This is a genomic window from Streptomyces sp. NPDC050743 (assembly GCF_044456925.1).
Classification (GTDB): domain Bacteria; phylum Actinomycetota; class Actinomycetes; order Streptomycetales; family Streptomycetaceae; genus Streptomyces.
The window spans coordinates 12,088-31,159 of the sequence record NZ_JBITGJ010000006.1 but is presented as its reverse complement, the minus strand read 5'-3'; the positions used below and the strand labels follow the sequence as shown (position 1 = coordinate 31,159).

Genomic DNA, 19,072 nt, shown 5'->3' with positions numbered 1-19,072 from the left:
TGTCCCCCACGTCACCCATACGGGCTACGGGCTCTCCCCGAGGGCATCGGATGGCGGAAGCTGTCAGGTGTGACCCTCCGCGTCCGTTCCGCCGTCCCATCGGGCCCGCCGCATGTCGATCCGCGGCAGATGCCCCTCGGCGCTCCTGGCCGCCTCCTTCAGCGGCGTGCCCTCCGCGCGGTAGTGGGCGAGCGCGCGCAGTTCGTGGCCGGGCAGCAGCGCCCCGTCGGCACGTACCACACGCCACCACGGGACGGCGCCTCCGTAGAGCGACATCGCCCGGCCGACCTGGCGCGGTCCGCCTTCCTCAAGCCACTCGGCGACATCGCCGTACGTCATGACCCGCCCCGGCGGGATCCGCTCGGCGACCTCGAGGACCCGCTCGGCGTACTCCGGCAGCGCGTCCGCGTACTCCTCGTGGGTGTCCTCGCCAGGGCTCTGCTCGCTCATTCGCCCCATCCTGCCGCACCCCACCGACATCGCGGCGCGGACCGCGGGGAACGGCCCTCTCGCCCCCGGACGGCGCTTCCGGCAGACTGTGCGCCCGCGCATCCGCACCCTGATGCCCCCGTGTGCCGGTGGGGCATGCCACCATCGTGCGGGCGGTGACTGGTGATACGAGACCAAGAAGAGACCATGAAGCAGCAGGGCGTGCACCCCGAAGGCGCGGCGGGCACCCCTGACGCCGCCGCGCGTCCCGACACCGCCGGCGGCCCGCAGGACGACAGCACGCGCGCGCGTGAGAGCGGCGCAGACGACGGCACGCGCGCGCGTGAGAACAGCGCGGCCGACACAAGCGACGGCACCGAGGGGGCGCACGTCCCGGAGAAAGCGCCTCCCGGTCATGGTCCGGGCTCCGACGACGATCCGCACGCCGAGGCCGTGGAGGGCGACGAACCGTTGCTCCCCGCGCGCGTGCACCGCCCCTCGGACCTCATGCGGCTCCTGGTGGGTGTGCTCGCCATCGTGGTACTGCTCGCGATCGCCGCGTTCGCGCACGGCACCACCTCGGGCTTCGAGCAGGACATCAACAAGGGCACCGGTCAGGCCCCCGACCTGCTCATCAAGATCGCTGGTCTGGCGTCCAGCATCGCCATCCTGCTGGTGCCGGTCGCCTTCGCGATCGAACGGCTGATCAAACGTGACGGGCTGCGCATCGCCGACGGCGTCCTCGCGGCGGTCCTCGCCCACGGAGTGACCCTCGCCACCGACCTGTGGGTCGCGCGGGCCGCCCCGGACTCGATCCAGGAGGCGCTCACCCAGCCCTCCCCGGGCGACATCCACGCCCTGACCGACCCCGTGCACGGCTATCTGGCACCCGTCATCGCCTACATGACGGCCGTCGGCATGTCCCGCAGACCCAGATGGCGCGCGGTGCTGTGGATCGTGCTGCTGCTCGACGCGTTCTCGATGCTGGTCACCGGCTACACGACCCCGTTCTCGATCATCCTGACGGTGCTGATCGGCTGGACCATCGCCTACGGCACTCTGTACGCGGTCGGCTCCCCCAACGTGCGCCCCACCGGGCAGACCCTGATGGCCGGCCTCAGACACGTGGGCTTCCACCCCGTCAGCGCGGCCCGCGAGGAGGCCGTGGAGACGGAGAACGGCGACCGCGGTCGGCGCTACTTCGTCACCCTGGAGGACGGCCCGCCGCTGGACGTCACGGTCGTGGACCGGGAACAGCAGGCCCAGGGCTTCTTCTACCGCGCGTGGCGCAATCTCACCCTGCGCGGCTTCGCCACCCGCTCCAGCCTCCAGTCACTGCGCCAGGCGCTGGAACAGGAGGCACTGCTGGCCTACGCGGCGATCGCGGCCGGCGCCAACGCGCCCAAGCTGATCGCCACCTCCGAACTCGGTCCCGACGCCGTCATGCTCGTCTACGAGCACACCGGCGGGCGCACCCTCGACTCACTGGCCGACGAGGAGATCACCGACGAGCTGCTGCGCAACACCTGGCACCAGGTGCAGGCGCTGCAGTCGCGGCGCATCGCACACCGCAGACTCGCGGGTGACGCCATTCTGGTGGATCGTTCCGGCAGGGTGATCCTCACCGAACTGCGCGGCGGTGAGATCGCGGCCGGCGAGCTGTTGCTGCGCATGGACGTGGCCCAGCTGCTCACGACGCTCGGTCTGCGGGTGGGCGCGGAGCGCGCGGTGGCCTCGGCGGTGAGGGTGCTCGGACCCGACGCGGTCGCCGACTGCCTGCCGCTGCTCCAGCCGATCGCCCTGACGCGCTCCACGCGCGCGACGCTGCGCAAACTGGCCCGGGAGCAGGCCCAGCGCGAGCGCGAGGCGGTCCTGGAGGCATCCCGGCAGGCCAAGCAGGTGCGGGCGGAGGAAGCCGTAGCGGAGGGCGCTGAGACCGCCGGCAAAGCCGACAAGAAAGCCGTACGCGCCCAGGCGCGGGCGGAGAAGCGGGCCATCGACGAGGCCCTCGAGGAAGCGCGTGAGGAAGATCTGCTCACCCTGATCCGCCATGAGGTGCTGCGCATCAGGCCGCAGGCGCCGGTGGAGCCGGCCCGGCTGGAGCGGGTGCGGCCGCGCACGCTGATCAGCGTCATCGCCGGTGCCATCGGCGCGTACTTCCTGCTGACACAGCTCACCCACATCGAGTTCGGGCCGCTCGTGGCCAACGCCCAGTGGGGCTGGGTCGCCGCCGCCGTGCTGTTCTCGGCGGTCAGCTATGTCGCGGCGGCGATGCAGCTTCTGGGGTTCGTGCCGGAGCGGGTGCCGTTCCTGCGGGCCGTGGCGGCTCAGGTGGCCGGCTCGTTCGTGAAGATCGTGGCACCGGCCGCGGTCGGCGGCGTGGCCCTCAACACGCGGTACCTGCAGCGCGCGGGGGTCCGGCCGGGGCTCGCGGTGGCCAGCGTGGGCGCCTCACAGCTGGCCGGGCTCGGCTTCCACATCCTGATGCTGCTGTCCTTCGGCTATCTCACCGGCACCGAGAAGACGCCGTCCCTGTCGCCGTCCCGGACGGTCATCGCAGGCCTGCTGACGGTCGCGGTGCTGGTGCTGGTGGTGACCTCGGTGCCGTTCATGCGGAAATTCGTCGTCACGCGCGTGCGGTCACTGTTCGCGGGTGTCGTGCCCCGCATGCTCGATGTGCTGCAGCGGCCGCAGAAGCTGATCACCGGCATCGGCGGCATCCTGCTGCTGACGTTCTGCTTCGTGATGTGCCTGGACGCCTCCATCCGGGCGTTCGGCGACGGCTCGACCTCACTCAGCATCGCCAGCGTCGCCGTGGTCTTCCTCGCCGGCAACGCGCTCGGCTCCGCGGCGCCCACCCCGGGCGGCGTGGGCGCCGTGGAGGCGACCCTGACGGTCGGCCTGATCGCCGTCGGCCTGCCCAAGGAGGTCGCCGCCCCGGCCGTCCTGCTCTACCGCCTGCTGACGCTGTGGCTGCCGGTGCTGCCGGGCTGGCTCGCCTTCAACCAGCTCACCCGCAAGGGAGCCCTGTAAGGCACGCGCGCGTACCCCGCCGGCGCGGGAGTGCACGTACCTCGTACGGCTCGCGCCCCGCGCGCCCCGGCGTGCGCGCCTCCAGGATGGAAACATGGCAAACCCCACCCGGCTGCGCGCCGCCGCCCTGACCACCGCTGCCCTGCTGCTCTCGGCCCTGCTGGCCGGGTGCGGCGACGGCGCCGAGGCCGGCGACCTCACCGCGCAGAAGCTGGACTGGAAGGACTGCCCTGCTCCGTCCGAGGCCGAGGGCGGCGGCAGCGCCCCGTCTCCGCTGCCGAACGGCGGCACATGGCAGTGCGCCACCATGCAGGCACCCCTGGACTGGAGCAAGCCGACGGGCGACACCATCGGCATCGCCCTGATCCGCGCCAAGGCCAGCGGCCCCGCGAGCAAGCGGATCGGCTCACTCGTGTTCAACTTCGGCGGCCCCGGCGGCAGCGGCGTCAGCACGCTGCCCGCGTTCGGCTCGGACTACGCCGCCCTGCGCACCCGCTACGACCTGGTCAGCTTCGACCCGCGCGGGGTCGGCCGCAGCGCCCCGGTGGAGTGCGAGACCGACGCCCAGCTGGACACGTACTTCCAGCAGGACGCGACACCCGACGACAGCGCCGAGCGGACCCAACTCCTGGCCCGCACCAAGCAGTTCAACGCGGCCTGCGAGAAGAACTCCAAGAAGATCCTGCCGCACGTGGCGACCACCGACGCGGCCCGCGACATGGACCTGATGCGCCAGGTCCTCGGCGACGAAAAGCTGCACTACTTCGGCATCTCCTACGGCACCGAACTCGGCGGCGTGTACGCCCACCTGTTCCCCAAGAACGTCGGCCGGGCCGTGCTCGACGCCGTCGTCGACCCCACGCAGAACCCCGAACAGAGCGCGCTCGGACAGGCCAAGGGCTTCCAGCTCGCGCTGGACAACTACGCCAAGGACTGCACCTCGAAGACCACGGAGTGCCCTGTCGGCACCACTCCGCAGGATGTGAAGAACCGCATCGCGAAACTGCTGAACGACCTGGAGAAGAGGCCGATCCCCGGCATCGCGCCACGCCAGCTCACCCAGACCGCCGCGACGAACGGCATCGCGCAGTCCCTGTACTCCAAGGACTTCTGGCAGTACCTCACCGAGGGCCTGGAGCAGGCGTACGCGGGCGACGGCAAGATCCTCATGCTGCTGTCCGACTCGATGAACGGCCGCAGCGAGAACGGCGAGTACAGCAACATCACCGCGGCGAACATCGCCATCAACTGCGCCGACGAGAAGCCGCGGTACACCGCCGACTACGTCCAGCGGAAGCTGCCCGAGTTCCGTGCCGTCTCCCCGATGTTCGGGGACTACCTGGCCTGGGGCATGCTCAGCTGCACCGACTGGCCCGTGGCGGGTGCCGCCGACCATCCCGACGTCAGCGCGCCCGGCTCGGCGCCCATCCTCGTCGTCGGCAACACCGGCGACCCGGCCACTCCGTACGAGGGCGCGAAGAAGATGGTGGACGCGCTCGGCAAGGGCGTCGCCGTCGAGCTGACGTACAAGGGCCAGGGGCACGGTGCGTACGACAGCAAGAACCGGTGCGTGCAGCGCGCGGTGAACGGCTATCTGCTGGAGGGAAGGGAACCGAAGGCCGGCACGGTCTGCTTCTGAAACACCCAAGCCTGGAACGTCCCGAGCCTGAACCGTCCCGCAGCCTGAAGCACCCCGCAGTCGCAAAAAAACCACAGGTCAGAGCGTTATCCACAGCCCGTCACAGGATCGGCCGGGTGTGCCTACCATGGCGTGGACGCCCGGCGCGGCACGACGCGAAGGGCCTGTGAGGGGGGTGCGTATGAGGCGATTCCTGCGCTGGACGGCCGCGGTGGCCGCGGCGCTGCTGGTGGCCGGCTGCGGCGGCGGCTCTTCGGACGGGGGCGACAACGGGAAGGGGCACGAGGGCGGCGAGGACAAGGGCACGAGCGCGGCTCCCCCGTCCTCGCCCACGACGGACCTGCCCGCCTCCCTCACCTCCCAGCACCTCGACTGGCACGGGTGCAAGGCCACAGGGGACTCCCCCGCGCCGAGCGGCGACTGGCGGTGCGCGACGCTCAAGGTGCCACTGGACTGGTCCGAGCCGGGCGGCGCGACGATCGGTCTGGCGCTGATCCGCGCGCAGGCGACGGGCGGGAACCGTATCGGCTCGCTCCTGTTCAACTTCGGCGGCCCCGGCGGCTCGGGCCTGGAGATGATGCCGTACTACGCGAACACCGTCTCGAAACTCCGCGAGCGCTACGACGTGGTGAGCTGGGACCCGCGCGGGGTCGGCGCCAGTGAGGGCGTCCGCTGCCGCGGCGACCGGCAGACCGAGGCCGCCGAGGACGTGGACGGCACCCCGGACACCGCGCAGGAGGAGAAGGCGTTCCTCCAGGACGCCGTCGACTTCGGCAAGGGCTGCCAGAAGGCCGCCGGCAAGCTGCTGGCCCATGTGTCCACCACCGACACCGCACGCGACATGGACCTGATGCGCCAGGTCCTCGGCGACCCGCGGATGCACTACTTCGGCATCTCCTACGGCACCGAACTCGGTGGGGTGTACGCCCACTTGTTCCCGAAGCGGCTGGGACGGATGATCCTCGACGCGGTGGTCGACCCGACCGCGGACACCGTGGGCCAGGCCGAGAACCAGACCCGCGGCTTCCAGCGGGCACTGGACGACTACCTGAAGTCGACCGGTCAGGACCCGGAACAAGGCAGCCGGAAGATCGCGACCCTCCTGAAGCGGATCGACGCGAAACCGCTGCCGGCCACGTCCGGACGGAAGCTGACCGAGACCCTCGCGCTCACCGGAATCGTCGTGCCGCTGTACAGCGAGGCCGGCTGGCCGAGGCTGACCGCTGCTCTCAACTCGGCGGAGAAGGGCGACGGTTCACCGCTGCTGGCGCTCGCGGACGAATACAACGACCGGGACGCCTCGGGTCACTACGGCACGACGACCCACTCCCAGCGGGTCATATCGTGCCTGGACGAGAAGGAGCGGCCGACGCCCGCCGAGACGAAGAAGCGGCTGGCGGAGTTCGAGCGGATCTCGCCCGTGTTCGGGGACTACCTGGGCTGGGACACGGCGGGCTGGTGCCACGACTGGCCGGTGCCGGGCCAGTACACGACTCCGGAGGTCAGCGCACCGGGAGCGGCGCCGATCCTGCTGGTCGGCAACACCGGCGACCCGGCCACGCCCTACGAGGGCGCCCGCAGAATGGCCGACGAACTGGGCAAGGGCGTCGGCATCGAACTCACCTGGAAGGGCGAGGGACACGGCGCGTACGGCAACGGCAACGGCAGCGACTGCGTCGACTCGACGGTGAACGCCTACCTGCTGAACGGGACGGTGCCGAAGGACGGCAAAGTCTGCTCCTGACACGAACGGGGGCCCCGGGCACCGTACGCACCCGAGGCCCCCGCCATCCACACTGGGGAACCGGCTCAGTAGACCGGCTTGTGCGGTTCGATCTGGTTGACCCAGCCGATGACGCCGCCGCCGACGTGGACGGCATCGGCGAAGCCCGCGGACTTCAGGACGGCGAGGACTTCCGCACTGCGGACACCCGTCTTGCAGTGCAGGACGATCTTCTTGTCCTGCGGGAGGCCCTCCAGCGCGGTGCCCATGAGGAACTCGTTCTTCGGGATCAGCCTGGCGCCCGGGATGGAGACGATCTCGTACTCGTTCGGCTCACGGACGTCGATGATCTCGATGTTCTCGCCGTCGTCGATCCACTCCTTGAGCTGCTTCGGAGTGATCGTGGAGTCGGCGGCCGCCGCCTGGGCCTCCTCGGACACGACGCCGCAGAAGGCCTCGTAGTCGATGAGCTCGGTGACGGTCGGGTTCTCGCCGCAGACCGCGCAGTTCGGGTCCTTGCGGACCTTGACCTGGCGGTACGTCATCTCCAGGGCGTCGTAGATCATCAGGCGGCCGACCAGCGGCTCGCCGATGCCCGCGAGGAGCTTGATGGCCTCGTTGACCTGGATGGAGCCGATGGACGCGCAGAGCACGCCCAGGACGCCGCCCTCGGCGCAGGAGGGGACCATGCCGGGGGGCGGGGGCTCCGGATAGAGGCAGCGGTAGCAGGGGCCGTGCTCGGACCAGAAGACGGAGGCCTGGCCGTCGAAGCGGTAGATCGAACCCCACACGTACGGCTTGTTCAGCAGCACGCACGCGTCGTTGACCAGGTAGCGGGTCGCGAAGTTGTCGGTGCCGTCGATGATCAGGTCGTACTGGCTGAACAGGTCCATCACGTTGTCGGCCTCGAGCCGCTCCTCGTGCAGGACCACGTTCACGTACGGGTTGATGCCCTTGACGGTGTCACGGGCGGACTCGGCCTTGGAGCGGCCGATGTCGGACTGGCTGTGGATGATCTGGCGCTGCAGGTTCGACTCGTCCACCTCGTCGAACTCCACGATGCCGAGGGTGCCCACGCCCGCGGCGGCCAGGTACATCAGCGCCGGCGAACCCAGGCCGCCGGCGCCCACACAGAGCACCTTGGCGTTCTTCAGCCGCTTCTGCCCGTCCATGCCCACGTCGGGGATGATCAGGTGGCGGGAGTACCTGCGGACCTCGTCTACGGTGAGCTCAGAGGCTGGCTCAACCAGGGGTGGCAGCGACACGGGGACTCCGTTGGTCGGTCAATCACTACAGTTGTTCTCCCCGTAACACTGCCACGGCCTTCTTCATTCCGAGACACCTGTTCCGATACGCGAGACGATTTCGTCCCAGTAGCCGGGCATGGTCTCCCAGGGGTCGGTGCCGCCGCCGCGATCCGTGCGGTCGGTGAAGTAGATCGTCGCCGCACCCTGCCAGCGGGCGATGCGCAGCGCCTCCTCCAGGTGGCCGCGGGGCACGCCGTGCACGAAGTGGCAGAAGCGGTCGGGCGGGTAGTCGGCGGTCCACTCGGCGACCTGCGACCAGCGGTAGTCGGTCCAGGCGCCGGAGAAGGTCACCAGTTGATCGGCGTTCTCCGCGTACCCGGGGTGCGGATGGCTGCCGTGGCCGAGGACGATGTGGGCAGTGTCACTGATCGTCCGGAGCGTGGTGACCACGCGGCGGACCTCGGGGAGCGCGATGCGGTCGGTGGGACAGCGGTCGAGCAGGAAGCCGTCGACCCGGTACCAGTCGAGGTGTCGGTGGGCCTCGGAGAGCAGGTCGGCGAAGGCGCGGGCGCCGTGGGTGAGGTCCAGGTGGCCGAGGACCCGGACGCCCGCTCCCCGCAGGCGGGCCGCGGCCTCCAGGCAGTGCGGGTCCGGGCGGGTGCCGGGGCCGGCGGCCACGTTCAGCACCACCCAGTCCAGTGGGGTGCCCGGGCGGGCGAGTTCGGCCCACTGGGCGGGGGCGACGAGCGGGTGGGCGTAGCCGGGTACGCCGATGGCGGTGCGCAGGCCGGTGTTCGTGGCGCCTGCTGTGGTGCTGGTCAGATGCGGCATGCCGCCTCCATCCAGATGTCTGCCAGGGATTCTTCGAGGTTGATGCGGGGACGCCAGCCGAGCCGGTCGCGCGCGGTGCGCACGTCGGCCTGCTGCCAGCTGCCGCAGCCGTCCGGGTACGGGTACGCCACCGGGGCCCCGTGTTCGGAGTCGGCGCGGGGGTGGCCGATGGCGCTGCGCAGCGGACCGGGCGGGGCGTCGAGTTCGTGCAGGGCCCCGCCGTATCCCGCCACGCGCGCGAGGACTGCTGCGGCGTCACGGAGGCGGACGGCACGGCCGGAGCCGATGTTGATGACGCCCTGCGCCGCGGAGAGCGAGGCGGCGTGCACGGCGCGGGCGACGTCGCGTACGTCGACGAAGTCGCGCTGCACGCCGAGGCCGCCGAGCTTGAGCTCGCCGTCGCCGGACTGCATCGCGCGCCGCATCGCCTCCGCGAGCCGGCCCAGCGGGGAGCCGGCCGGGGTGCCGGGGCCGGCCGGGGAGAACACCCGCAGCACGACGGCGTCCAGTCCGGATCCGAGGACCAGTTCGGTCGCGGCGAGCTTGCTCACGCCGTACGGGCCGCCGGGGCGCGGTACGGCGTCCTCGGCGGTGGAGGAGCCGGGCTGGCTCGGCCCGTACTCGGAGCTGCACCCGATCTGCACCAGACGGGCCCCGCAGCCGCTGCGGCGCAGGGCCTCGCAGACGGTGGCGACGGCCACGGTGTTGTGCCGGGTCAGTTCGCGGGCGCCGCCGCGGATGGCGCCGGCGCAGTTGATGACGACCCCGGGGTGAACCGCGTCCAGGAAGCGGGTGAGCGCGCCGGGGCTGCCGGTGGCGAGGTCGAAACGGACGTCGGCGTCGTCGCCGCGGCCGAGCGCGGTGAGCTGGACGGCCGGGTCGGCGAGCAGACGGTCGGCGACGAAGCGGCCGATGTATCCGTTGGCTCCGATCATCAGGACCCTCATCGGGCGGCTCCCCTGGTGTGGGCGCCGGCGTGACCGGTGGGGCCGATGTGACCGGCGGCGCTGCTGTGACCGGCGGGGCCGACAGGTGCCGTGGGCCAGTGGCGTGCCTTGGGCCAGGAGGGTGCGGCGGGTCCGCCCGCGCTCGCGGTGACGGCCGAGCCGGTGGTTTCCCGGACTCCGGCTCCGGCGGTCCCGGCTTGTGCATCCGCGGCTGCGACTGCTGCGGACGCGCCGGAGGTTCCGGGGGCTCCGGACGCTCCGGGTCGGGAGGTGGTCATCTGGTGGTCTCCTTCAAAAAAGGGGTGATGCGGTCGCCTCCGGCGGCGGTTCGGGCCGGCGGCGGAAGATTCACTCGGGGGCTGCCGTGGGCGCATGCGCCGAGGCCTGGGTGAGGGTGCGGCCGGCGTGGAACAACAGGGCCAGTGCGGCCGTGCCGCAGGCGAGGGCCGGGACGGCGGCCTCCCCCCAGGCCTCCACGAGGGTCCGTACGGGCGCCGACAGGGCGGCGCTACCGGGCAGCCTTCCGGCCAGCGGCAGGGCGAGCGTCACCGCCTCCATGGCCGCCGCGGCACCGAGCGCCACGGCCGGGGCGTGCCGGTGGCCGTGCACGGTGAGCAGGCGGGCGAGCAGCAGCAGGGCGCCCAAGGTGAGGGCCTGTGGATAGGCCACGGGGTCGTGCAGGACGGCGCCGCACACCAGGAGCAGGCCGGTGAGCGCGCCCAGGAACAGGGCGAACGTGCCGAACAGCAACGGTGTGGCGGCGGCCTTGAAGTCCTCCAGCCCCCGGCTGCCGGCGAGCCTGCGGCGGGCGCCCGCGCCGAGCAGGTGGGCGCACCAGGCCGCCGGGGCGCAGGCCGCGGTGAGGGCCAGGACGGGCGCGACGGCCGTGGGCCAGGGGCCGTCCGGGGCGCCGGTCGGCAGGGCGTCGGTGCCACCGGTCACGACGGCGTGGAGGAGGCCGTCGCCGAGGAGGGCGTACCCGAGCAGCCACAGGGTCCACGCGCGTGTGCCGTTGGTGCGCCACGTGCGCGTGCCGGGCGGACCTGCGAGGGGGCCGCGGCGCAGTGCGGCACGCGTGGCGAGGGCTACGGCGAGGATGCCGACGGCGGCGGCCCCGAGGCGGGGTTGGCCGTGGGTGAGGCGCAGTCCGGCCACGGTGGCCGCGCCGAGGGCGCCGGGCAGGAGGGTGAGCAGGATCCAGTCCGCGCGCACGCGGGGCACGGGCGGGGGTTCGGACTCCGGGCCCTGCTCGCCGCCTCGCGGCACGCGCGCGTAGAGCTCCTCGGCGAGGGAGAAGACGTCGCGGTGGCGGAAGCGGGCGGCGGTCCGGTCGGTGACGCCGTGCGCCTCCAGTCCGGCCGCGATCTCCAACGGGTCCACGGCCCGCTCGCACAGCTCACGGTGCCGGTGCAGCAGGGCTTTCACCGGGTCGGCGGCTCCCCGCCGGGGCGCGGCGATGCGCCCTTTGCCCGACTCCCCGTCGCCGGACCGGGAGTTGTCCGGCGCCGCCTGGGTGACGGCGCCCGCGGCGAGCGTCCCGGGGCGGTCCGGCCGCCTGTCCGGCTCGGCGACGTCAGCTGAGCCTGCCGCATAGGGCACGGAGGCGGACGGCGCCGGCGAGTCCTCGCCGGACAGGGCCCCCTCACCGCCGCGCTCTGCCTCGAACCACTCCCTCGACCGCGCGTCCCAAGGCTCAGCGGCACGGGGCATCCCGGGCCGATCCAGCCCGCCCAGCCCGACCGGCTCCCTCGAAATCCCGGCAGCCGAACCCCAGCCCTCCGCCTCCCCGGACACCCCCATGCCCCGCGCGCTCAACCCGCTCAGCGCCTCCGGCGCACTCGCGGTGGAGTCCGCGTCCTCCAGCCCACCCGGCGCCCCCGTGCCCCACGGGCCGAGGTCCCCCGGTGTGCCCCGTTCGGTCAGCTCGTCCACCGCCCCGGTGCGCTCACCGCCCGTGCGGTCGTCCCGTGTGCTCATCACGCCCCCTCTGCAGCGGCCAGTCGTGTCGCGCGGACCGGTGGGGCCGTGGCCCAGTTGGGGGCGGTCCGGGGCAGGACGCGGGCCGTGGGGCCGGTCCAGCGGCCCGGGACGTGGGACTCTGCGGGCGTGGCGAACGGCAGGGGGTCACCGGCCTCGTCGAGGACGACCCGGCGGACCGGGCAGTGCGAGACGATCTGCAGGTAAATGCCGTGAAATGCCGCGATGTTCTGCTCGACGGTGAACAGTTCGAGCGCGCGGGCGCGCGCGGCGGCGCCGAGGCGCTCACGGCGCTCGGGGTCGCGCAGCAGCGCCACGCACGCCTCGGCGAGCGCCCGCGGATTGCGCGGGGGCACGACGAGTCCCGTGCCGCCGATGACCTCCACCACCGCACCGACGTCGGTGGACACCGTGGCCCGGCCGCAGAACATGGCCTCGATCAGGCCGATCGGGAAGCCCTCGACCACGCTGGACAGCACGACGACCGCACCGGCCGCGTACACCTCGGGCAGCGTGGGCGCCTCCGGGTCGCCGATCTCCTCGAAGGAGACCGGGTTGTCGCCGACGGCGTGCACGCCCTCCGCCTCGTCCGGGAAGAGCTGCGCGGCGAGCGCCCGGCAGTGACCGAGGTAGGCCGCGCCCTCGGGTCCGTCGGGCGCGCCGACGATCCTGAGGCGCGCCTTGGGCTCCTCCTTGCGGACCTCGGCGAAGGCGTGCAGCAGCGAGATCAGGTCCTTGGCGGGTTCGACGCGCCCGACCCAGACCAGAGCGCCGGGGTCGGCGCGGTCCGGGGCCTCGCCGACCTCCGCGAAGCGGGTGGCGTCCATGCCCGGGTAGACCGTGCGGATCCGGGCCCGGTCGGCGCCGCACCTCTCCTGCCAGCGGCGGGCGTGTGCGTTGCCGGGGGTGAGGACCTCGGCGCGCCGGTAGACCTCGGCGGCGAGCCGGCCGTGAAAGGCGCCGAGCAGCGCGCGCACGGCGGGGGCGGCGGTGTCGGGGCCGAGGGCCAGGTAGTGCGAGCGGAGTTGCACGCCGTACTCGGTGACGAGCAGCGGCACCTCGCAGAAGTGCCGGGCGAGCAGCCCGGTGAGGGCCGCGGGGCCGCCGGCGGTGGCGTGGCAGAGGTCGGCCGCGCCGAGGTCCTCGTCGCCGTACCAGCCGAGGGAGAGGGGGCGCAGGGCGCGTTCGAGGTGTGCGGTGACGGTGAGCAGATCGGGTACGCGCGCCTCGCGCGCCGTGCGCAGCGCGCCGGGGGCGCGGCAGGCTCGTTCGAGGGTGCGTACGGCGGCGTCCGAGCGCAGGGCGCCGACCAGTCCGCCCTCCTCGCGGGCGAGTTCGGCGAGTCCGTACAGCGCGCTGCCGAAACGGTCCGCCATGTCGGTGGCTCCGTCCCCGGACACCGGGTCGGCTCCGGCGCACACGGCGGCGACCAGTTCGCCGTAGCACTCGGTGAAGCGCCGGCGCGTGCGCCGTCCGTGGGCGACCCGGTCGTCCTCGGCCGTCCACACCGGCGCCGTACGCACCCGGCTGACCTGCGGTGGGAGAGCGACCCAGCCGTCGTCCTCCTGGTGCCGGCTGCGGCTGAGCGCGTAGATGTCGAACTCGTGCTGGTCGAGCCCGCTCACGAGCCGGTCGCACCAGAGTCCGGCGTCACCGCTCACATACGGGTAGCCACCTTCCGTAAGCAGTCCGATGCGCACGTGTGCACCCCCGATCTCCCGTCCGGTGAGCCGCCGCTCGGCGGCTCGCAGCGGGACGAACGTAAGGGGACAAGGCGGTGGCGCGACGGACGGTTGTCCATCGCGCCACCAAAAGGGGTGAACGGTCGTAACTTTCGCGTGCGGGTCACGTTCGGCCGCGCTAAGGCCTCACAGCGCGATCAACCGTGCACGAAACGTTACGCCACGGCCGGCTCACGCCGCGCCGCACGCCGCTGTGCCGCCAGCTCCGGGTCGAGCGCCGGTACAGCGGCCAGGAGCTGCCTGGTGTACGGCTCGCGGGGGCTGTCGTACACCTCGTCGGCGGGCCCGTACTCGACGACCCGGCCCTGGCGCATCACCGCGACCCGGTCGCTGACCTGCCGTACGACGGCGAGGTCGTGGGCGATGAAGACCAGCGCGAGGCCGAGCTCCCGCTGGAGTTCGCCGAGCAGCTCGACCACTTGGGCCTGTGTGGTGACGTCGAGCGCGGAGACCGGCTCGTCGCAGACGATGACGCGCGGGTCGGCGGCGAGCGCCCGGGCGATGCCGATGCGCTGGCGCTGGCCGCCGCTGAACTCGTGCGGGTAGCGGTCGTAGTGCGCCCTTTCGAGCCCCACGCGCTCCAGCAGTTCCCTCACGCGCCCCCGGATGCGTTCCTCGTCGTGGTCCCCACGCGCGCGTAGCGGATCGGCGATGGACTCGCCCACGCTGCGGCGGGGGTTGAGGGAGGAGACGGGATCCTGGAAGACCATCTGGACGGCCGGGTTCACGCCGGTGTGCGGGCGCCCCTCGTAGCGGATCGCGCCGGCGGTCGGCTCCAGCAGCCCGACCAGCATCCTGCCGAGCGTGGTCTTGCCGCTGCCGCTCTCACCGACCACGCCGAGCGTCTCACCGCGGCGGACGGTCAGCGAGACGTCGTCCACGGCCGCGAACGCCCGCTTGCCGCGGCCGAACTCGCGCCGCACCCCGGTGGCCTCCAGCATGACCTCGCCGGAGGCCTGGGAGCCGGTACGGCGGGTGTCCACGCACGGGACAGCGTCGAGGAGTTCCCGGGTGTACGCCGCGGTGGGCGCGGCGAGGACTGTGCCGACCGGCCCCTGCTCGACGACCCTGCCGTGCCGCATGACGAGGACGTCGTCCACGCTCTCGGCGGCGACGCCCACGTCATGGGTGACGAGCAGCAGGCCCATGCCGGTCTCCTCGCGCAGCGTGTGCAGCAGGTCGAGGATCTGGGCCTGGACGGTGACGTCGAGGGCGGTGGTCGGCTCGTCGGCGATCAGCAGGTCCGGCTCGCAGGCGAGGGCCATGGCGATGAGGGCGCGCTGGCGCATGCCGCCGCTGAACTCGTGCGGGCGGGACCGCGACCGCCGTGCCGCGTCCGGAATTCCCACCCGGTCCAGCACCTCCACGGCACGCGCGCGTGCGGCACGACGCGACACGCGCGTGTGCACGCGGTGGACCTCGGCGATCTGGTCGCCGATCGCGTAGTACGGGTCCAGCGAGGACAGCGGGTCCTGGAAGACCATGGCGGCCTTGGCACCGCGCAGCCGCCGCAGCTCCTCGTCCGGGGCCGCCTGTACGTCGGTGCCGGCGACGCGGACCGAGCCGGTGAGCCGGGCCCCGGTGCCGCGGTGCAGGCCCAGCAGGGCGCCCGCGACCGTGGACTTGCCGGAGCCGGACTCGCCGACCAGGGCGAGCGCGGCGCCCTTCGGCAGGCTGAAGGAGAGTCCGTCCACGGCCCGCAGCGCGCCGAACTCGACGGTCAGGTCCGTGACTTCCACCAGGCTCATTGGAGTACCACCCGTCGGTCGGCCACCGCGTACAGGACGTCCGCGACGGCGTTGGCGAGGACCACGAAGAAGCCGATGACCAGGACCATGCCGACGACCACCGGCAGGTCGACGACGTTCACCGCGTGCACCAGCTCCTGGCCGATGCCGGGCAGCCCGAAGAGGGTCTCGGTGAGGACGGCACCGCCGACGGCCGAGCCGACGTTGTTGGCGTTCAGCGCGATCACGGGCGCCAGGGCACCGCGCAGGGCGTGCCGGCCGACGATGGAACGCTCGGCGACGCCGTAGGCCCGGAAGGTGCGGATGTGGTCCTCGGCGAGGGTCTCCAGCATGGCGGCACGGGTGAGGCGGGCGAAGGCCGCGGCCTCGATCAGGGCGAGCGAGAGCCAGGGCAGCAGCAGATTCCACGCCCATTGCTCGGGGTCGTCCGAGAAGTTCACGTACTGCGGGAAGGGCAGCAGCTGCAGTTCGCCGCAGACGACGATCATCAGCACCAGGCCGATGACGAAGACGGGCGTGGCCGTGCCCGCGAGGGTGATCGCGGTCAGCACACGCTCGGAGACACGGCCGCGCCGCCACGCGGACAGCACACCGGTGCCGATGCCGAGGACGAGCCACACCACCATGGCGCCGACGACCAGCGACAGGCTGACCGGCAGCTTGGTCAGGATGATGTCCAGGACTTGCTGGTCGGTCTGGTACGACTGCCCCAGGCAGGGCGCGGCGCAGTGCTCGACCGCGGTGCCCGTGGAGAAGTCCTGGCCGACGAAGAGCCCTTCCAGGAAGTGCCAGTAGCGCAGGTACAGCGGATCGCCGAGCTTGAGTTGCTGGGCGACCTGGTGCACCTGTTCCGGTGAGCAGCGCGGGCCGCAGGTGATCTGGGCGACGTTGCCGGGGGTGACGTAGAAGACGACGTAGACGATCACCGAGATGGCGAGCAGGGTGACCACCACGCCGACGGCGCGGCGCAGCAGGAAGCCGCCGAGGCCGCTCATGCGGTTGCCTCCTTGTCGCTCTCGGCGCCCTTCTCGGCGTCCTTGGCGTCCTTGCGGCCGGTGCCGACGCGCAGGCGGGAGGCGGCGCGCGGGTCGAGGGCGGTGCGCACGCCGTCGCCGAGGACGGTGAGGGCAAGGACGGTGACGAACAGGGCGCCGGCCGGCAGCAGCAGGTACTGGGGCGCGGCCTGGTACCAGACGTCAGCGGCGGTCAGCATCTGTCCCCAGGACGGGGTGGGCGGCTTCACGCCGACGCCGAGGAAGGACAGCGCCGCCTCGACGGAGATGTTCGTGGGCACCAGCAGGGCGGCGTACGTGATGACAGGCGCGGCGAGGGCGGGCAGCAGTTCTCGGCGGGCGACCCGCCAGGCGCCCCAGCCGCTCAGCCTTGCGGCGGCGACGTAGTCGAGCCCCTTCAGGGAGAGCGTCTGGGCCCGCACGATCTTCGCGATGTTGCCCCACGCGATCAGGCCGATGACAAGGGTGACCAGGACGGGCCGCGGGAAGCTCGACGGCACGATCGCCAGCAGGGCCAACGACATGATCATCAACGGCATCGAGACGATGATGTCCGTGGCGCGGCTCAACAGTTGATCAACTCTTCGGTTGCCGAGCGCGGAGCCGACACCGACCGCGACCCCGATGGCGACCTGCACCACCGTGGCCGCGAGCGCGACGCCCAGCGACACCCGCGCCCCGTACACCAGGCGGGCGAACAGGTCGCGGCCGGTCTGCGGTTCGACGCCCAGCCAGTGGTCGGCGCCGATACCGCCCAGGGAGCCGGTGGGCACGCCCCCGCGCGCGGAGTCGATCAGGGACGGGTGGTATGTGGTGGGGTCCTGGCCCTCCAGCGCGGTGAGCAGCGGCGCAGCGAGCGCGACCAGGACGAGCAGCGCGACGACGGCCGCGGCGACCAGGGCGGCGCGCTGCGCGCGCAGCCGCCGCCAGAACTGACGGGCCCCCGAGGCCGCCGGGACGAAAGCGTCCGTCCCGGCGGCCTCGACGGCGACGAGTGCCTCGCTCACGGCGCTACTTCACCGCGACCTGCGAGATGTCCAGCACGCCGGTCCAGTCGCTGATGACGATGTTCTTGACGTCCTTGCCGTACAGACGCTTGTAGACCGGGTGGAACAGCGGCACGACGAGGGCCTTCTCGCCGATCTTCTCGTCCAGTGCACCCCACCGCTTGGCGGCGGCGTCAAGGTCGGTCAACTTGTTGATCGCGTCAATCTCGGCATTGACCGACTTGTCGTCGAGCAGGCCGGTGTTGAAGTTCGCGCCGTCCTTGACGATCTGGCGACCGTCGAAGATCGGGGCCAGGAAGGGGCCGCCGGAGGGCCAGTCGGCGCCCCAGTGCGCGAGGAAGAAGCCGGGCTCGGTCTTCACGCCGTGGATCTTGTCCCGGTAGTCGTTGTACTCCAGACCCTGGAGCTTGACCGTGATGCCGGCCTTCTTGAGCGCATCCTGGATGGCGGTCGCGATCTCGGGGCTGGTCTCGAAGTCCTTGGCGTTGGAGTGGGTCAGCGTGACGGTGAGCCCGTTCTTGTAGCCGGCCTGGGCGAGCAGTTCCCTGGCCTTGGCCGGATTGCCGGACGCACCGGCCGGGAACGGGTCGTACGGCGTGTAGCCGAAGGACTTCTGGTCGGGCAGGAAGGTGGTGGCGGACTCGGCGAGCGCGCTGCCGCCGGCCGCGTTGACCACCGAGGACCGGTCGACGGCGTAGGCGATCGCCTGCCGCACCTTCGGGTTGTCGAACGGCTTCACGGTGGGGTTGAAGGCGATGTAGTTCGTGTAACCGAAGTGACCGGTGCCGACGCGCGCGGCCAGTTCCTTGTCGCCGCTGACCTTGGCGAGCTCGGCCGGTCCGAGGTTGGTGTCCGTGGTGACCGCGGCCGCGTCCGCGCCCTGGGACGCGGACAGCCGCTGGTTGATCACGGACGAGTCGAGCCCGGAGCGGACGTCGATCGTGTCCGGGTAGGCCTTGCGCTGGTCGTCGACGCCCGCCGACCAGTACGTGTTGCGCGCAAGGACCAGGTGCTCGCCGTCGTTCTCGTTCTTGACGACCTTGTACGGGCCGGACGAGACCGGGTGCTCCTCGTACTTGGTGCCGTTGTCCTTGCTCTGCGGCACCGGGGTGAACTGCGTCTGCGTGGCGAGGAACGGGAACTCGCCCTCGGGCTTGTTCAGGTGGAAGACGATGGTCCGCGCGTCCGGCGTCTCGATCGCCGAGAGCCCCTTCTTGTCCTTGTAGGGGCCCTGGTAGTCGGCCGCGCCGACCAGCCAGTCCCTCAAGTAGGGCGCGCCGCGGAGAGTTCGGGGGCGAAGGAGCGCTCGATGCCGTACTTGATGTCGGCCGAGGTGATCGGGGTGCCGTCCTCGTACTTGAGGCCCTTCTTCAGGGTGTACGTCCACACGGTCGCGTCCTTGTTGGGACGCCCGGTGTCGGTGGCGAGGTCGGGGACCACCTTGGCACCGGCCGCGCCGTTCTCGCGGTTGCGCGTGGTGAGGGTGCGGAAGACCAGCGAAGGGACGTTTCCGCCGCCGGAGGTGTAGAGGCGGGCCGGGTCGAAGTCGGTCTGCGGCTCGGAGTTGAGCACCGTGAGGGTGCCGCCCTTGTGGGGCGTGGAGTCGCCACCGGAGCCCTTGGCATCGTTGTCCTTCGGGCCGCAGGCGGCTGCGCCCGCTGCCACGACCAGGCTGACGGATGCCGCTGCCGCGCGGCGCGCTATGACGGACGGTTGACGCATCGGAATGACGACCT

The 19,072-nt window shown here is 72.0% G+C and carries 12 protein-coding genes and 1 pseudogene; 3 read left to right on the top strand and 10 right to left on the bottom strand.

The window, feature by feature from the left end; all coding sequences use genetic code 11:
• Positions 1-63 precede the first annotated feature (63 nt).
• Entirely contained in the window at positions 64-450 is a 387-nt protein-coding gene (locus tag ACIBJF_RS09155) for an MGMT family protein (protein ID WP_399173056.1), read from the bottom strand.
• 186 nt (positions 451-636) lie between these two features.
• Here ACIBJF_RS09155 and ACIBJF_RS09150 point away from each other — a divergent pair, with 186 nt between their 5' ends.
• The 3 genes from ACIBJF_RS09150 (at position 637) to ACIBJF_RS09140 (ending at position 6,845) form a co-directional block, all read left to right on the top strand.
• A complete protein-coding gene (locus tag ACIBJF_RS09150; RefSeq protein ID WP_399173054.1) occupies positions 637-3,462 on the top strand; it encodes a lysylphosphatidylglycerol synthase domain-containing protein in 2,826 nt (941 codons plus the stop codon).
• A 94-nt stretch (positions 3,463-3,556) separates the two neighbouring features.
• Complete coding sequence (locus ACIBJF_RS09145; protein ID WP_399173052.1) at positions 3,557-5,101, top strand: alpha/beta hydrolase; 1,545 nt, start codon at positions 3,557-3,559, stop codon at positions 5,099-5,101.
• A gap of 181 nt (positions 5,102-5,282) precedes the next feature.
• Entirely contained in the window at positions 5,283-6,845 is a 1,563-nt protein-coding gene (locus ACIBJF_RS09140; RefSeq protein ID WP_399173051.1) for an alpha/beta hydrolase, read from the top strand.
• 65 nt (positions 6,846-6,910) lie between these two features.
• On the opposite strand, the gene moeZ is transcribed toward ACIBJF_RS09140, so the two are convergent.
• From moeZ to ACIBJF_RS09095, 9 genes and pseudogenes are all read right to left on the bottom strand, one after another.
• The gene (gene moeZ, locus ACIBJF_RS09135) at positions 6,911-8,089 is read right to left on the bottom strand and encodes an adenylyltransferase/sulfurtransferase MoeZ (protein WP_323375512.1); all 1,179 of its coding nucleotides are present in this window, start codon (positions 8,087-8,089) and stop codon (positions 6,911-6,913) included.
• Between the two features lie 63 nt (positions 8,090-8,152).
• Positions 8,153-8,902 (bottom strand): spherulation-specific family 4 protein, encoded by a 750-nt coding sequence (locus ACIBJF_RS09130; RefSeq protein WP_399173050.1) that lies wholly within the window; start codon positions 8,900-8,902, stop codon positions 8,153-8,155.
• Positions 8,890-9,849 carry an NAD-dependent epimerase/dehydratase family protein gene (locus ACIBJF_RS09125; RefSeq protein ID WP_399173049.1) on the bottom strand — a complete coding sequence of 320 codons (960 nt, stop codon included), beginning with the start codon at positions 9,847-9,849 and terminating at the stop codon, positions 8,890-8,892. The genes ACIBJF_RS09130 and ACIBJF_RS09125 overlap by 13 nt, the downstream gene beginning before the upstream one ends.
• 348 nt (positions 9,850-10,197) lie before the next feature.
• The gene (locus tag ACIBJF_RS09120) at positions 10,198-11,559 is read right to left on the bottom strand and encodes a hypothetical protein (RefSeq protein ID WP_399173234.1); all 1,362 of its coding nucleotides are present in this window, start codon (positions 11,557-11,559) and stop codon (positions 10,198-10,200) included.
• 266 nt (positions 11,560-11,825) lie between these two features.
• A complete protein-coding gene (locus tag ACIBJF_RS09115) occupies positions 11,826-13,487 on the bottom strand; it encodes a glycosyltransferase (RefSeq protein ID WP_399173048.1) in 1,662 nt (553 codons plus the stop codon).
• Between the two features lie 236 nt (positions 13,488-13,723).
• The gene (locus ACIBJF_RS09110; RefSeq protein WP_399173047.1) at positions 13,724-15,316 is read right to left on the bottom strand and encodes a dipeptide ABC transporter ATP-binding protein; all 1,593 of its coding nucleotides are present in this window, start codon (positions 15,314-15,316) and stop codon (positions 13,724-13,726) included.
• Entirely contained in the window at positions 15,313-16,311 is a 999-nt protein-coding gene (locus tag ACIBJF_RS09105) for an ABC transporter permease (protein ID WP_399173046.1), read from the bottom strand. The genes ACIBJF_RS09110 and ACIBJF_RS09105 overlap by 4 nt, the downstream gene beginning before the upstream one ends.
• On the bottom strand, positions 16,308-17,336 hold the full coding sequence (locus ACIBJF_RS09100) for an ABC transporter permease (protein WP_399173045.1): 1,029 nt from the start codon (positions 17,334-17,336) through the stop codon (positions 16,308-16,310). Before ACIBJF_RS09100 ends, ACIBJF_RS09105 begins: the two co-directional genes overlap by 4 nt.
• 4 nt (positions 17,337-17,340) lie before the next feature.
• A pseudogene (locus ACIBJF_RS09095) lies at positions 17,341-19,058 on the bottom strand (ABC transporter substrate-binding protein).
• Between the last annotated feature and the right edge of the window lie 14 nt (positions 19,059-19,072).

Excerpts from the sequence above, each read along its gene's own strand:
- ACIBJF_RS09155 (WP_399173056.1), bottom strand. The coding sequence starts at position 450 with ATGAGCGAGCAGAGCCCTGGCGAGGACACCCACGAGGAGTACGCGGAC.
- ACIBJF_RS09150 (WP_399173054.1), top strand. The coding sequence starts at position 637 with ATGAAGCAGCAGGGCGTGCACCCCGAAGGCGCGGCGGGCACCCCTGAC.
- ACIBJF_RS09145 (WP_399173052.1), top strand. The coding sequence starts at position 3,557 with ATGGCAAACCCCACCCGGCTGCGCGCCGCCGCCCTGACCACCGCTGCC.
- ACIBJF_RS09140 (WP_399173051.1), top strand. The coding sequence starts at position 5,283 with ATGAGGCGATTCCTGCGCTGGACGGCCGCGGTGGCCGCGGCGCTGCTG.
- ACIBJF_RS09130 (WP_399173050.1), bottom strand. The coding sequence starts at position 8,902 with ATGCCGCATCTGACCAGCACCACAGCAGGCGCCACGAACACCGGCCTG.
- ACIBJF_RS09125 (WP_399173049.1), bottom strand. The coding sequence starts at position 9,849 with ATGAGGGTCCTGATGATCGGAGCCAACGGATACATCGGCCGCTTCGTC.
- ACIBJF_RS09120 (WP_399173234.1), bottom strand. The coding sequence starts at position 11,559 with ATGCCCCGTGCCGCTGAGCCTTGGGACGCGCGGTCGAGGGAGTGGTTC.
- ACIBJF_RS09110 (WP_399173047.1), bottom strand. The coding sequence starts at position 15,316 with ATGAGCCTGGTGGAAGTCACGGACCTGACCGTCGAGTTCGGCGCGCTG.
- ACIBJF_RS09105 (WP_399173046.1), bottom strand. The coding sequence starts at position 16,311 with ATGAGCGGCCTCGGCGGCTTCCTGCTGCGCCGCGCCGTCGGCGTGGTG.